The 14,770-nt window shown below is 30.7% G+C and carries 10 protein-coding genes and 2 rRNA genes; 7 read left to right on the plus strand and 5 right to left on the minus strand.

The features are described 5' to 3' along the window. The 5 genes from ACRDDE_RS09860 to uvrA form a co-directional block, all read left to right on the plus strand. A 23S ribosomal RNA gene (locus ACRDDE_RS09860) occupies positions 1 to 89 on the plus strand; the annotation flags it as partial. A 60-nt stretch (positions 90 to 149) separates the two neighbouring features. After that, positions 150 to 266, plus strand: a 5S ribosomal RNA gene (rrf, locus tag ACRDDE_RS09865). 509 nt (positions 267 to 775) lie between these two features. Continuing rightward, positions 776 to 1,192 carry an acyl-CoA thioesterase gene (locus tag ACRDDE_RS09870; RefSeq protein WP_438627085.1) on the plus strand — a complete coding sequence of 139 codons (417 nt, stop codon included), beginning with the start codon at positions 776 to 778 and terminating at the stop codon, positions 1,190 to 1,192. Positions 1,193 to 1,385: 193 nt separating this feature from the next. Next, complete coding sequence (gene uvrB / locus ACRDDE_RS09875; protein ID WP_438627086.1) at positions 1,386 to 3,353, plus strand: excinuclease ABC subunit UvrB; 1,968 nt, start codon at positions 1,386 to 1,388, stop codon at positions 3,351 to 3,353. A 35-nt stretch (positions 3,354 to 3,388) separates the two neighbouring features. Further along, the gene (uvrA, locus tag ACRDDE_RS09880) at positions 3,389 to 6,217 is read left to right on the plus strand and encodes an excinuclease ABC subunit UvrA (protein WP_438627087.1); all 2,829 of its coding nucleotides are present in this window, start codon (positions 3,389 to 3,391) and stop codon (positions 6,215 to 6,217) included. 47 nt (positions 6,218 to 6,264) lie between these two features. On the opposite strand, the gene ACRDDE_RS09885 is transcribed toward uvrA, so the two are convergent. From ACRDDE_RS09885 to ACRDDE_RS09905, 5 genes are all read right to left on the minus strand, one after another. Next, positions 6,265 to 7,218, minus strand: coding sequence for an ABC transporter ATP-binding protein (locus ACRDDE_RS09885; RefSeq protein WP_438627088.1), 954 nt, complete (start codon positions 7,216 to 7,218; stop codon positions 6,265 to 6,267). After that, positions 7,211 to 8,251 carry an ABC transporter ATP-binding protein gene (locus ACRDDE_RS09890; RefSeq protein WP_438627089.1) on the minus strand — a complete coding sequence of 347 codons (1,041 nt, stop codon included), beginning with the start codon at positions 8,249 to 8,251 and terminating at the stop codon, positions 7,211 to 7,213. Before ACRDDE_RS09890 ends, ACRDDE_RS09885 begins: the two co-directional genes overlap by 8 nt. Before the next feature lie 11 nt (positions 8,252 to 8,262). After that, entirely contained in the window at positions 8,263 to 9,324 is a 1,062-nt protein-coding gene (opp3C, locus tag ACRDDE_RS09895; RefSeq protein ID WP_270670787.1) for an oligopeptide ABC transporter permease, read from the minus strand. Next, entirely contained in the window at positions 9,324 to 10,268 is a 945-nt protein-coding gene (locus ACRDDE_RS09900) for an ABC transporter permease (protein WP_216561754.1), read from the minus strand. The genes opp3C and ACRDDE_RS09900 overlap by 1 nt, the downstream gene beginning before the upstream one ends. 121 nt (positions 10,269 to 10,389) lie before the next feature. Further along, positions 10,390 to 10,749: a DUF3899 domain-containing protein gene (locus ACRDDE_RS09905; protein ID WP_438627090.1), complete on the minus strand. Its 360-nt coding sequence runs from the start codon at positions 10,747 to 10,749 to the stop codon at positions 10,390 to 10,392. Positions 10,750 to 11,074: 325 nt separating this feature from the next. Between ACRDDE_RS09905 and ACRDDE_RS09910 the strand changes: the two genes are divergently transcribed. Both ACRDDE_RS09910 and ACRDDE_RS09915 read left to right on the plus strand, forming a co-directional pair. Continuing rightward, positions 11,075 to 12,754, plus strand: a complete 1,680-nt coding sequence (locus tag ACRDDE_RS09910; protein ID WP_438627091.1) for an ABC transporter substrate-binding protein — start codon at positions 11,075 to 11,077, stop codon at positions 12,752 to 12,754. A 178-nt stretch (positions 12,755 to 12,932) separates the two neighbouring features. Then, the gene (locus ACRDDE_RS09915) at positions 12,933 to 14,594 is read left to right on the plus strand and encodes an ABC transporter substrate-binding protein (RefSeq protein WP_438627092.1); all 1,662 of its coding nucleotides are present in this window, start codon (positions 12,933 to 12,935) and stop codon (positions 14,592 to 14,594) included. Positions 14,595 to 14,770: the final 176 nt, after the last annotated feature.

The raw sequence follows: 14,770 nt of genomic DNA on the forward strand, positions 1-14,770 counted from the left end.
CCAGGAAGACTACCTGGTTGATAGGTCGGAGGTGTAAGTGCAGCAATGTATGTAGCTTACCGATACTAATAGATCGAGGACTTGACCAAGATTATTTAATCTTACAAATGTTATTCAGTTTTTAGAGTACTAACTCTAAATAAAGATTATGCGGTTATTACAGCAAAGAGGATACACCTGTTCCCATTCCGAACACAGAAGTTAAGCTCTTTAGCGCTGATGGTACTTGGTGGGAAGCTGCCTGGGAGAGTAGGACGTAGCCGCGTAATCTTTTTTATTTTACGTGGATTTAAGTGGTGGTTGATATTTAGTTTGTGCTTGGGTCATAAAGCTGAGAAGATGCTTTAAATGACCACTTCGCTGCAAACTAAATATCAACCACTTTTTGTTGTGTAAAATATATAAGAATTACGCTTATACGGTATGATTTAAATGATAAGGAAAGATACTTTAAAATGACTTCGGCATTGTAACTTAATACTAACCACTTTTTTGATGTGTAAAATATAAAAAGATTACGCTTAAATAAAAATAAATAAAAAAATTTAAAAAATAATGTATATAAATCTTAAAAGGGGACATTATATAAGTATAAATAAATACTCAATCTCCCCCATTTAAGAGGTCTCTATCCCCCATAGAGGCCTCATTTTTTTATAAATGTTTGTAAAAAAAATTTAACAAAAAACATGTTGTATATTGCTATTTTTACGTATAGTATAATTAGTATATAAGAAAAGTCTTATACATTAACACATGCCAGGGGGGTATTTATATGGAGTTTTACGATACACATAGACTTGTTAAAAGTGAAGATTTAAATCACCATGGGACATTATTTGCAGGAAGGATGACAGAGTGGTTTGTTGAGAGTTGTTTTATAACAGTAGCAAATGAATATGGACATCCTGAAAATTTAGTTTGTTTAAAAGTACATGAAGTCAAATTTACAAAACCTATAAAAAAAGGTGATATTATAAAAATAAAATCAGCAATTGTATATGCTGGTAAAACTAGTTTGACGGTTTATGGAAAAGTTATTAGGGGTGAAAGTATTATTGTTGAAGGATTTTTAACTTTTGTATGTGTAGATGAAAATGGAGCTAAAATGCCTCATAATATAGTTTTAGAGGAACCAACGAGCGAGGAAGATATAAAAATTCTAGAACAAGTTAAAAATTTAAGAAAATAATTTACATAAATAAAAAGAGCTATCTTTATATAAAGGTAGCTCTTTTTTCGATTTTTACTAAGTAAATTTTTAAATAAAAATATTTAAAATACTTTAAATAAGAGAATATTAATATAGAGTGAAAAAAATTTAAAAGCTATGTTATAATTAAGGTATTATAATGTGAACTAATGTTCGGTTAGGAGTGGATATTGTGGAGTTTAAAATTCAATCGGAATATAAGCCTACAGGTGACCAACCTGAAGCTATAGATAAAATTACAGATGCTTTAAATAGAAATGAAAAGTTTAATACATTACTTGGAGTTACAGGATCAGGAAAGACTTTTACAATGGCTAATATAATAAAAAATGTAAATAAGCCTACTTTAATAATAGCTCATAATAAAACTTTAGCAGCACAGCTTTATAGTGAGTTTAAGGAATTCTTTCCAGAGAATTCAGTTGAGTACTTTGTAAGTTATTATGATTATTATCAACCTGAAGCTTATGTAGCACATAGTGATACGTATATAGAAAAAGATGCAAGTATAAATGATGAAATAGATAAATTACGACATTCAGCAACTGCTGCAGTTTTAGAAAGAAGAGATTGTATAATAATTTCTTCTGTATCATGTATATATGGATTAGGGGATCCAGAAGATTATAAAAAACTTATGGTTTCTTTAAGACCAGGTATGGAGAAAGATAGAGATGAAATCATAAAAAAATTAATAGATATACAATATGAAAGAAATGATGTTAATTTTACACGTGGAACTTTTAGAGTTAGAGGTGATATTCTAGAGATATTCCCAGCTAATACAGATGAAAGAGCTATTAGAATAGAATTTTTTGGGGATGAAATAGATAGAATAACAGAAATAGACTATTTAACAGGGAAACTTGTTGGACTTAGAAATCATGTAGTAATTTTCCCAGCATCTCACTATGTTACAACACCAGAAAGAATAGATAAAGCAATAATTGATATTCAAAAAGAATTGAAAGATAGAGTAGATTATTTTAAAGAAAATGATAAATTGGTCGAAGCACAAAGAATAGACCAACGAACTAGATATGATATAGAAATGTTAAAAGAGATAGGATTTTGTCAGGGTATAGAAAATTACTCTAGACATATAACAGGAAGAGAACCAGGAGAAAAACCATATACACTAATGGACTTCTTCCCAGATGACTTTTTAATCATAGTTGATGAATCTCACGTAACAGTTCCTCAAGTAAGAGGTATGTATGCAGGCGATAGATCAAGAAAGTCATCTCTTATAGATAATGGTTTTAGATTACCTTCAGCTTATGATAATAGACCTTTAAACTTTAATGAATTTGAGGAGAATATAAATCAAATACTATTTGTAACTGCAACTCCAGGACCTTATGAAATAGAACATTCAACTACAATAGCAGAACAAATAATAAGACCGACTGGACTTTTAGATCCAATAATTGAAGTAAGACCTATAAATAATCAAATTGATAATTTAGTTGGAGAAATAAACTCTATTACAGAAAAAGGAGAAAGAGTTCTTATAACTACTTTAACTAAAAAGATGAGTGAGGATTTAACTAATTATCTTAAAGATATAGGAATTAAAGTTAAGTACTTACATTCAGATATAGATACATTAGAAAGAATAGAAATAATAAGAGATTTAAGACTAGGTAAATTTGATGTTTTAGTGGGTATAAACTTATTAAGAGAAGGTTTAGATATACCGGAAGTTTCACTAGTTGCAATACTTGATGCTGATAAAGAAGGTTTCTTAAGATCAGAAACTTCTCTTATACAAACGATAGGTAGAGCAGCTAGAAATTCAAATGGAAAAGTTATAATGTATGCAGATAAGATAACTAGATCTATGCAAAGTGCTATAGAAGAGACAAAGAGAAGAAGAGAAATACAGATGCACTATAATGAGGTTAATAATATCGTTCCAACAACAATACAAAAAGGAATAAGAAAAGGAATAGAAGCAACGGTTGTTGCAGATGAAGAAGCTGTTTATGGAGAAATAAACGAAAATAATGAAGATAGTATAAGAGAATCAATAGAAAACCTTAAAGTTGAAATGATGGAAGCTGCACAAAATCTTCAGTTTGAGAGAGCAGCACAATTAAGAGATAAGATAAAAGAATTAGAAGATAAATTAAATTAATGACTTATAAATTTGAGTATGAAAGGAAAAAGCATATGAATGATAAGATTATAATAAAAGGAGCTAAAGAGCATAATTTAAAAAATGTAGATTTAACTTTGCCTAGAGATAAATTTATTGTTTTTACTGGTCTTTCAGGATCGGGAAAATCATCTTTAGCTTTTGACACTATATATGCAGAAGGACAAAGAAGATACGTAGAGAGTTTATCTGCATATGCTAGACAATTCTTAGGGCAAATGGAAAAACCTAATGTAGAGTATATTGAAGGATTATCACCAGCTATATCAATAGATCAGAAAACAACATCAAAAAATCCTCGTTCTACAGTGGGTACAGTAACAGAAATATATGATTATTTAAGATTACTATTTGCAAGAGTTGGGGAAGTATATTGTCCAACTTGTGGTAAAAAGATAAGTCAAATGACAGTACAAGAAATAGTAGATAAGATGATGAATTTTCCGGAAAGAACTAAGTTACAAATATTATCACCTGTAGTTAGAGGGCAAAAGGGAACGCACAAGAAAGTTATTGAAAACATAAAAAAAGAAGGATTTGTAAGGTTAAGAGTAGATGGAACTAACTATGAAGTTACAGATGAAATAGATTTAAATAAAAATCAAAAACATAATATAGAGGTAGTAGTTGATAGAATTGTAATGAAAGATGGTATAGAAAATAGATTAGCTGATTCTATAGAAACGGCTGTAAAGCTATCTGAAGGTTTAGTTATAGCTCAAATAATAGATGATGAAGAAATTCTTTATTCAACTAAATTTGCATGTCCAGAACATGGTATAGGTATAGAAGAATTATCTCCTAGAATGTTCTCTTTCAACAGTCCTTTTGGAGCTTGTGACACATGTAATGGATTAGGCGAGAGTAAAGAGGTTGACCCAGATCTTGTAGTTCCAAATAAAGAACTTTCTATAAAACAAGGAGCTATAGCTGCTTGGGGTTCAGTTGGAATCAATGATGATACTTACTATAGTAAAATGGTAAAGAGTTTAGCAGAAAAATTTAATGTGGATTTATCTACTCCATTTAAAGATTTACCTGAAGAATTTATTCAAGAACTACTATATGGACATGATAATGTTATGGTTGAATTTGTATATGAATCAAAGTATGGAGGAAATAGATTATACAAAGCTCCGTTTGAAGGTGTAATAGTAAACTTAGAGAGAAGATATAGAGAAACAAACTCAGAACATTCTAGAGAAAAAATAGAAGAGTTTATGGGAGAAAGACCTTGTCCTAAGTGTAAAGGAAATAGATTAAGAAAAGAAGTTTTATCTGTATTAGTGGATAATAAAAATATAATGGAAGTAACTGATTACTCAGTTAATGAGCTTATAGAATATATTGAAAATATAAGGCTAACAGATAAGCAAAAGTTCATAGCTCATGAAATTTTAAAGGAAATAAAAGCTAGAGCAGCATTCTTAAGAGATGTTGGACTAGATTATTTAAACTTATCTAGAAAAGCTGGTACATTATCGGGAGGAGAAGCTCAACGTATTAGGTTAGCGACACAAATTGGTTCAGCACTTGTAGGAGTTTTATATGTTTTAGATGAACCTAGTATAGGATTACATCAAAGAGATAATGATAGATTAATAAAAACTTTAAGACATTTAACTGATATAGGAAATACCCTTATAGTTGTAGAGCATGATGAAGATACAATGAGGGAAGCTGATTATATAGTAGATATAGGTCCAGAAGCAGGAGTTCATGGTGGAGAAATAGTAGCAGAAGGAAATCTTGATGAAATACTTAGAAACCCTAATTCATTAACAGGACAATATTTAAGCGGTAAAAAAATTATACCAATACCTGAAACGACAAGAGAAGGAAATGGAAATTTCATAGAGATAGTTAAAGCATCAGAAAATAACTTAAAAAATATAAATGCTAAAATTCCATTAGGAAAGTTTACTTGTATTACAGGTGTATCTGGATCAGGAAAAAGTACATTAATTAATGACATTTTATATAAAGGTATAGCTACAAAAGTTAACAGATTAAGAGACAAACCAGGTAAACATAAAGAGATAAAAGGAATAGAAAATATAGATAAAATAATAAATATAGATCAAAGTCCTATAGGAAGAACTCCGCGTTCAAATCCTGCAACTTATACAGGTGTATTTGATTTAATAAGAGATTTATTTGCATCAACTAATGAAGCTAAAGCTAGAGGATATCAAAAAGGAAGATTTAGTTTCAATGTTAAAGGTGGAAGATGTGAAGCTTGTAAAGGTGACGGGATAATAAAAATAGAAATGCATTTCTTACCGGATGTTTATGTTCCTTGTGAAATTTGCAAAGGAGAAAGATACAACAGAGAAACTCTTCAAGTTAAATATAAAGATAAAACAATAGCAGATATTTTAGATATGAATGTTGAAGAAGCATCAGCTTTCTTTGAGAACATACCAACAATAAAAAGAAAACTAGATACTCTTATGGATGTTGGACTTTCATATATAAAATTAGGACAGCCATCGACTCAATTATCAGGAGGAGAAGCTCAACGTATTAAACTAGCAACAGAGTTGAGTAAAAGAGCTACAGGAAAAACTTTATATATCTTAGATGAGCCAACAACAGGGCTTCATATGGCTGATGTAGATAAATTAATAACTGTACTGCAAAGGCTAGCAGATACAGGCAATACTATAGTTGTTATAGAGCATAACTTAGATGTTATAAAAACATGTGATTATATAATAGACCTTGGACCAGAAGGTGGAGATAAAGGTGGAAAAATAATTGCAACAGGAACACCAGAAGAAGTTTCTAAAAAACCAGGTTCATACACAGGACTATTTTTAAAAAAATACTTTGAGAAATAAAATAAAGGAGATGTCTTAAATTTAAGTCATCTCCTTTTAAAATTCCATTAGTTAGTAGCTTCTCTTTCAGCTAATTCCTTTTCATATTTCTCCATTTCAGGATCAGAACCGAATATAAAGTGTCCTGGTCTTATCTCAAACCACTTAGGTTTATGTTCAGAATAATCATGAACGCTAGTATCATATTTTATACGAACTCTATGTCTTTCATGCTCTGGATCTGGAAGTGGGATAGCTGATAACAATGATTTTGTATAAGGATGTAGAGGGTTAGCATAAAGTTCTTCAGAAGTAGTTAACTCAACTAATCTTCCGTGATGCATAACTCCAATACGATCACTTATATATTTAACCATTGAAAGGTCATGAGCTATAAATAAATAAGTTAATCCTTTTTCTTTTTGTAACTTTCTAAGCAAGTTAACAACTTGAGCCTGGATAGAAACATCAAGAGCGGATATAGGTTCGTCAGCTATTATAAACTTAGGTTGTATAGCTAGTGAACGAGCTATACCTATACGCTGTCTTTGACCTCCAGAGAACTCATGAGGATATCTTCCTGCATGTTGTTCGTTTAATCCAACGGTTCTTAATAATTCATAAACAGTTTTAGTTCTTTCATCCTTTGTCTTACATAATCCATGTATATCAAGACCTTCAGCTATTATATCCATAACGGTCATACGAGGATTAAGACAAGCCATAGGATCTTGGAATATCATCTGCATATTTTTATTTACAAATGATTTAATATTTTTATCTAATTTTTTACTTGATATATTTTTACCATCAAATACTATTTCACCAGCAGTAGGGTCATATAATCTTATTATAGCTCTACCAGTAGTAGATTTACCAGAACCAGACTCACCAACAAGACCAAAAGTTTCTCCTTCGTAAATATGAAAACTTATATCATCAACAGCTTTTACAACTGTATTTTTGTCTATTGGAAAGTACTGTTTAAGATTTTTAACTTCTAATAGTTTTTTCTTAGTCATTTGAAGACACCTTCTTTCTTCCTATGCTTGTAGGTCTTTCTATTTTAGGAGCTAAAGGGTGTAATAACCATGTAGCAGCACTATGAGTTTCACTTACTTTAAACATAGGAGGCTCTGCAACAAAATCTATTTTAAGTGCATTAGTATTACGTAAAGCAAAAGCGTCACCCTCAGGAGGATTCATTAAATCTGGAGGAGTACCTGGTATATTATATAAATCATTTTCACCAACATCTAAACTAGGCATAGAAGCTAGTAGCCCCAAAGTATATGGATGTTGAGGATTATAGAATACATCATCAGAAGTACCGACTTCTATTATTTTACCAGCGTACATAACAGCAACTCTATCTGCCATATTTGCAACAACACCAAGGTCATGAGTTATAAATATAACAGCAACTCCAGTTTTCTTTTGAATATCTTTTATAAGCTCTAAAATTTGAGCTTGTATAGTAACATCAAGAGCTGTAGTAGGTTCATCCGCTATAAGTATTTTAGGATTACAAGCAAGAGCAATTGCTATAACTATACGTTGACGCATACCACCTGAGAATTGATGCGGATATTGTTTCGCTCTCTTTTCAGGGAAAGGTATACCAACAAGGTCTATAAGTTCAATAGCTTTTTTCATTGCTTCGTCTTTAGATAATCCTTGATGTTTTATTATACCTTCTGCTATTTGTTTACCAATAGTAGTAGTAGGGTTTAATGAAGTCATAGGGTCTTGGAATATCATTGCTATATCTTTACCCCTTATAGCTTCCATTTCTTTTTCTGGTAATTTAGTTAAATTTTTTCCGTTAAATAAAATTTCGCCTTCTTTTATAATAGCATTTGAAGACATTATTCTCATAATAGTTTTACAGGCAACAGATTTACCAGAACCTGATTCTCCAACTATCGCGAGAGTTTCTCCTTTATGTAGATCAAATGTAACATCTCTTACGGCTTGAACTTCACCACCAAAAGTTTTGAAGTGAACCTTTAAATTCTTAACTTGTAACAATTTTTCTTTTTCCACAAAACTCATCCCCTTTCTAACTATTGATTACGCATTTTAGGGTCAACAGCATCCCTTAATCCATCAGCAAGTAAGTTTAAACTAAATATTAATAAACATATTACCATTGAAGGTATGAACATCATATATGGATTTGTTTGTAACTGTTTAAATCCATCGTTTATCAATACTCCTAATGATGCATATGGAGGTTGCAGTCCTAATCCTATAAAACTTAAGAATGCTTCATAGAATATAGCAGAAGGTAATGAGAACATCATCATAACAACTACAGGCCCTATTATATTAGGGAATAAGTGTTTTACAATTATCTTCTTATCAGATGCACCTAATGTTCTAGAAGCTAAAACGAACTCTTGATTCTTAATTCTAAGAACATGAGAACGAACTATTCTAGACATTCCGGTCCATCCGGAAATAGCCATTGCAAGGGACATTGATAAAACACCTGGTTCAAATACTAAGATAAATAATGTAAGTATAACTAAACTAGGTATACCAGTCAGTATTTCAATAAAACGTTGCATATACATATCCACTTTTCCACCGTAATAAGCAGAAACACCACCATAAGTAACACCGATTAATAAATCATAAATAGCAGCTAGTATAGCTATAAAAAGAGATACTCTAGCTCCAGTCCAAGTACGAGTCCATAAGTCACGTCCTAAGTCGTCTGTACCAAACCAGTGATTAACTCCATCTTCTACACCTTTTTGTTTGTATGAATCAACTCTTTCTTGAGTTCCATCAAATTTTTTCTCTATTTTAGTACCGTCCATGATTCCTAAAGAAGAAACAACAGGCATTCTTGGAGGTAATTTAGCATGACGTAAGTTTTGTTGATCATAAGCATATTCATTAAACATTGGGCCAAATACAGTAAGGAAACATATTATAGACAATATGATTAAACCTGTAAGAGCACCTTTATTTCTAAACAGCCTTTTTCTAGCATCTTGCCAAAATGTTAAACTTGGTCTAGTTATAGCTTCATGCTGAGTCATATCAGCAGGACTGACTTCAAATAAGTCAGCAGTAAGTTGAACTTCTTTACCATCGATAATAACTTTATCCATCATTAAGCTTTCCCCCCTGCAACACGAATTCTAGGATCAATTATTCCATAAAGGATGTCAACTAATAAGATAACTCCTATATAAAGTGCACTATAGAATATAGAAACACCTGATATACAGAATAGGTCATTAGTAGTTATAGATGATACTAATAAATCTCCTAATCCAGGAACAGCGAAAACTTTTTCAACAACTAGAGAACCAGTAAGTAGACCAACAGTTAAAGGTCCAAGCATAGTTACAACTGGTATTAAAGCATTTCTTAAAGCATGTTTTACTATTACAGCAGCTTTAGTTAAACCTTTAGATTTTGCAGTTACTATATAGTCTGCATTTAAAACCTCGACAAGTTCAGTTCTAGTAAAACGAGCTATACTTGCTATTGAGAAAAATGCTAATGCTATAGATGGTAAAACAGTCCAAGCATATCTAAAATCTGAGCCTATAGGCATACCCCAAGTAACCGGGAAAATTTGATGTCGTGTAGTTAAATACAATTGCAATAGTGCAGCTAAAACAAATGATGGAACAGAAACTCCTAAAACGGAAATTACAGTTGCAAAATAATCCCAGAAAGTATTCTTCTTAAGTGCAGCTACTATACCTAAAGTTAAACCAACCACACTTCCTATTACTAGTGCTTGAGCACCTAACATAGCAGAAGGTTTTAAACGAGTACTTATTAAATCCTCAACCTTTTTATTGTCATACTTGAAAGATCTTCCTAAATCACCTGTAAAAACTCCAGTCATATATCTTAGATATTGAACTGGGACAGGTGCATCCAAACCATACTGCTTGTTAATCATTTCGACTTGTTGTGCATTCAACTTTTCGTCATTAAATGGGCTTCCAGGTAATAATCTTACCAAGAAAAATGTAACAGAAATAACGATTAGTAGTGTCATAAGCATAAGAGTAAGACGTTTTAAAATATAGCGACCCATCGCTACACCCCCTTGAATAAAATAGTATTAATTTAAAAATAAATTCTGATATGTATTAATATCAGAATTTTGAAACTATTTAAAATGTAGTTTTATTAATTTTATGATGCATTATGTAAACTTATGAATAAATTGTAAAACTTATTATTAAAGTGCTTAAAGATATGATTAAACCAGATGATAAAAGTGAATTTGTGTTAGTAAAATGGTATCTTCTTTTTATATAATCATCGATATCTATATTTCCCTCACATAACAAGCCTCTACTTTTTTGAATTTGATTACAAACTTTATTATAGGCATAAATCGTTAAATTAAAAAACCCTTGTTCTGTAACATAAAAGAAAATTCCTAGTGTTAAATAAAATAATCCTATCATAAAAGATGAATTTATAAAAGAAAATCTTTCAAAACCATTAAACAAACAGTATGAAAAACTTATAACTAAATTTAATATAATTAGCATATTAAATTTTTTCAAAATATTAATCCTCCCATCTAATTTTAAATTTATAACGGTACTGAAATTAGTTTTATTATAATATTAGTACGGTTTTACAAAAAAAACAATAATTTATATAAAAAATTTACAATATTTAAAAAATTTAATTAAAGGGTTTTTTCGAATAAAGGCTAACTTTAATTAATATAAATTAATATGAGCATAATAAAATGTCATTTGCATGATAAAAAATAAATATGTCTAAAAAATAAATATTCAAAAAATAATGACATTTTGAACAAATTATTCTATAATGTAAATTAATAATCAATATGGTTGGAATAACCAATAAGGGGGATGTGTTATGGTTTTAAAGAAAAAAATGGCTGTAATGTGTGCAACATCTGCAATAGCTGTTATGGCGTTAGTGGGATGTAGTAGCACAGGAGGGAATACATCTAGTGGAGGCAGCAGTACAGGAAAAGGAGACGGTCAGGCCTTAGAAGTGCTTGCAAATAAAAATGCTAGAGCCGCAATTGCTATGTCTGTTGATAGACAAGCAATGTGCGATACTATATTAAATAATGGAACAATACCAGCGTCATATTATGTAGCAGAAAAATTAGCATATAATGAAGCTGGAAAAGATTATAGAGAAGTAGCTGGAAAAATGGGATACGAACATAATAAAGAGGAAGCTACTAAATTATGGGAAAAAGCTAAAGAAGAAGTTGGATTTGATACAGTAAAATTAGAATTATTATCATTTGATTCTGAAAGTAGTAAGAGAACAGCTGAATTTATGCAATCAGAACTTCAAAGTTCTCTTCCAGGATTAACAGTTGAAATAAAGTCACAACCATTTAAACAAAAACTTGATTTAGAAAGTAAAGGAGATTTTGATTTATCTTATGCATCTTGGAATCCAGATTATCCAGATCCACTAACATTCTTAGAAACTATGCAACCTGGAATACAATATGCTAAAAATACAAGCTATAAAAATGATGAATATAATAAACTTATAGAAGAAGCTAAAAATGCAGAAAAGCAAGAAGATAGTTGGGCTAAATATGCAGAAGCTGAAAAAATGATGTTAGATGATGCATACCTAGTTCCATTGGTACAACAAGGATCTTCATATTTACAAAAATCATACGTAAATGGAAGACTTACTCCATCATTTGGGGTTCCAGCAATATATAACTGGGTAGAATTAGGAGAAGGTAAAAAAGAACTTAATATAACGAATACTTCAGATATACCTACATTAGATATAAGTAAAGCTGAAGATACAGTTTCATCAGAAGTACTTATGAATACTATGGAAGGTTTAGTTAAGTTAGATAAAGATGGTAAGTTAGCTCCAGGGGTTGCTGAAAAGTGGGAAAAATCAGAAGATGGTAAATCATGGACTTTCCATTTAAGAAAAGATGCTAAATGGTCAAATGGAGACCCAGTAACGGCCAAAGATTTCGAATACTCATGGAAGAGAACTTTAGATCCAGCAACAGCATCAACTTATGGATTCATTATGTATGATATAGTAGGTGCAAAAGATTATAACTTAGGAAAAACTGATAATGCAGATGGAGTAGGAATAAAAGCTGTAGATGACTACACACTAAAGGTTGATTTAGCAAGACCAGTGCATTACTTTGATAGTTTAATGTTCTTTAAATCATTCTTACCACAAAATGAAAAAGCTGTAAAAGAGTTTGGAAGTGAGTATGGAACTGCAGTTGATAAAGTTGTTTATAATGGACCATTTACACTAAGCAATTGGAAGTTAGAAGATATGTACACAATGAGTAAAAATACTAATTACTGGGATGCAAGCTCAGTTAAGATAGATAAAATAAATACTAAGATAGTTAAGGATCCAAATGCAGCTCTTAACTTATATGAAACAGGATCTATAGATATAGTAGGATTAAGTTCTGAAAATGTTGATAAATATAAAGATTCTCCAGAATTTAAAACAACATTAAAAGCATCAGTAAACTTCTTCCAAATAAATGGAGGTAAAGGTGCTAGTAAGTAATCTTTAATTAAAATTAAAAATAGCAGGAATGTATTTAAAAGTTATATATTCCTGCTATTTTCTTATAAAAATATAAATTTAGGAATTAAGGACAAAATTAGGCACATATAATATAAAAACATATATATGCATTATCACAAAAGTACTTAAAAATTAACTTATTTGGGGAGGTAATTTAATGGTTTTTAAAAAGAAAATGGCATTAATGAGTGCTACTGCAGCAATAACTGTAATGAGTATGGTTGGATGTAGTAACAGTGGAAGTTCCTCATCAGGAAATGGTGCAGCAGGAGATCCATATGAAGTGCTTGCTAATAAAAATGCAAGAGCAGCTATATCTATGGCTGTAGATAAAGAAACTCTATGTGACACAATAATAAATAATGGATGTACAGCAGCTGATTATATAGTTGCAGAAAAATTAGCTTTCAATGAAGAGGGTAAAGATTATAGAGAAGTAGCTGGAGAAATGGGTTATAAATACAACAAAGAAGAAGCTACTAAACTATGGGAAAAAGCTAAAGAAGAGGTTGGTTTTGATACTGTAACATTAGAATTATTATCATTTGACTCAGAAAGTGCTAAAAAAGAAGTTGAATTTATGCAATCAGAACTTCAAAATGCATTACCAGGATTAAAAGTAGAGATAAAAGTACAGCCATTTAAACAAAAACTTGCATTAGAAGAAAAGGGAGATTTCCAACTTACTCATTCAGGATGGTCACCAGATTACCCAGACCCACTAACATTCTTAGAGACTATGCAAAGTGGATTACAATACGCTAAAAATACAGGGTATAGCAATCCAGAATATGATAAACTTTTAGAAGAAGGTAAAACAGCTGGAAGTCAAAAAGAAAGTTGGGAAAAGTATGCAAAAGCTGAAAAGATGATGCTAGAAGATGGATTCTTATCTCCTCTTTACCAAAAAGGTGTATCTTACCTTCAAAAACCATATGTAAGTGGAAGACTTACTCCAACTTTTGGAGTTGATGCAATATATAATTGGGTAGAATTAGGAGAAGGTAAAAAAGAACTTAATTTATCTCTTACATCAGATATACCTACATTAGATATAAGTAAAGCTACGGATACGGTTTCATCAGAAGTATTGATGAACACTATGGAAGGATTAGTTAAACAAGATAAAGATGGTAAGTTAGCTCCAGGAACTGCTGAGAAGTGGGAAAAATCAGAAGACGGTAAATCATGGACTTTCCATTTAAGAAAAGATGCTAAATGGTCAAATGGAGACCCAGTAACAGCTAAAGACTTTGAATATTCATGGAAGAGAACTTTAGATCCAGCAACAGCATCAACTTACGGATTCATTATGTATGATATAGTAGGAGCTAAAGATTTCAACCTAGGTAAAACAGATAATGCAGATGGTGTAGGAATAAAAGCAGTAGATGATTATACATTAAAAGTAGATTTAGTAAGACCAGTTCACTACTTCGATAGTTTAATGTTCTTCAAATCATTCTTACCACAAAATGAAAAAGCTGTAAAAGAATTCGGAAGTGAATATGGAACTGCAGCAGATAAGATATACTATAATGGACCATTTACATTAAGTAATTGGAAAATAGAAGATGTATTTACAATGAGTAAAAATCCTAATTACTGGGATTCAAGTTCAGTTAAGATAGATAAAGTAAATACTAAGATAGTTAAAGATCCAAATGCAGCTCTTAATTTATATGAAACAGGATCTATAGATATAGTAGGATTAACTTCTGAAAATGTTGATAAATACAAAGATTCTCCAGAGTTTAAAACAAGAGAATCTGCAGGAACATATTTCTTACAAGTTAATGGAGGAAAAGCAAAGAAATAAAAATTTTGGATATAAAATAATTTAAATTAGAAGGATAAATATAAAGTTGACTTTAAGCTATAAAAGGCTTTTAAAGTTATTAAAACTTGTATTTATCCTTCTTTAATTATTTTAAAGCATACTTTAAATATCTTATTATTTAAATGTGATTTAGGGTATAATTTTATTATAAATTA

Origin of the sequence: Paraclostridium sp. (genome assembly GCF_051656405.1) — a bacterium.
Taxonomy (GTDB): domain Bacteria; phylum Bacillota; class Clostridia; order Peptostreptococcales; family Peptostreptococcaceae; genus Paraclostridium.

Excerpts from the sequence above, each read along its gene's own strand:
- ACRDDE_RS09890 (WP_438627089.1), bottom strand. The coding sequence starts at position 8,251 with ATGAGTTTTGTGGAAAAAGAAAAATTGTTACAAGTTAAGAATTTAAAG.
- ACRDDE_RS09915 (WP_438627092.1), top strand. The coding sequence starts at position 12,933 with ATGGTTTTTAAAAAGAAAATGGCATTAATGAGTGCTACTGCAGCAATA.
- ACRDDE_RS09900 (WP_216561754.1), bottom strand. The coding sequence starts at position 10,268 with ATGGGTCGCTATATTTTAAAACGTCTTACTCTTATGCTTATGACACTA.
- opp3C (WP_270670787.1), bottom strand. The coding sequence starts at position 9,324 with ATGATGGATAAAGTTATTATCGATGGTAAAGAAGTTCAACTTACTGCT.
- ACRDDE_RS09910 (WP_438627091.1), top strand. The coding sequence starts at position 11,075 with ATGGTTTTAAAGAAAAAAATGGCTGTAATGTGTGCAACATCTGCAATA.
- uvrA (WP_438627087.1), top strand. The coding sequence starts at position 3,389 with ATGAATGATAAGATTATAATAAAAGGAGCTAAAGAGCATAATTTAAAA.
- ACRDDE_RS09870 (WP_438627085.1), top strand. The coding sequence starts at position 776 with ATGGAGTTTTACGATACACATAGACTTGTTAAAAGTGAAGATTTAAAT.
- ACRDDE_RS09885 (WP_438627088.1), bottom strand. The coding sequence starts at position 7,218 with ATGACTAAGAAAAAACTATTAGAAGTTAAAAATCTTAAACAGTACTTT.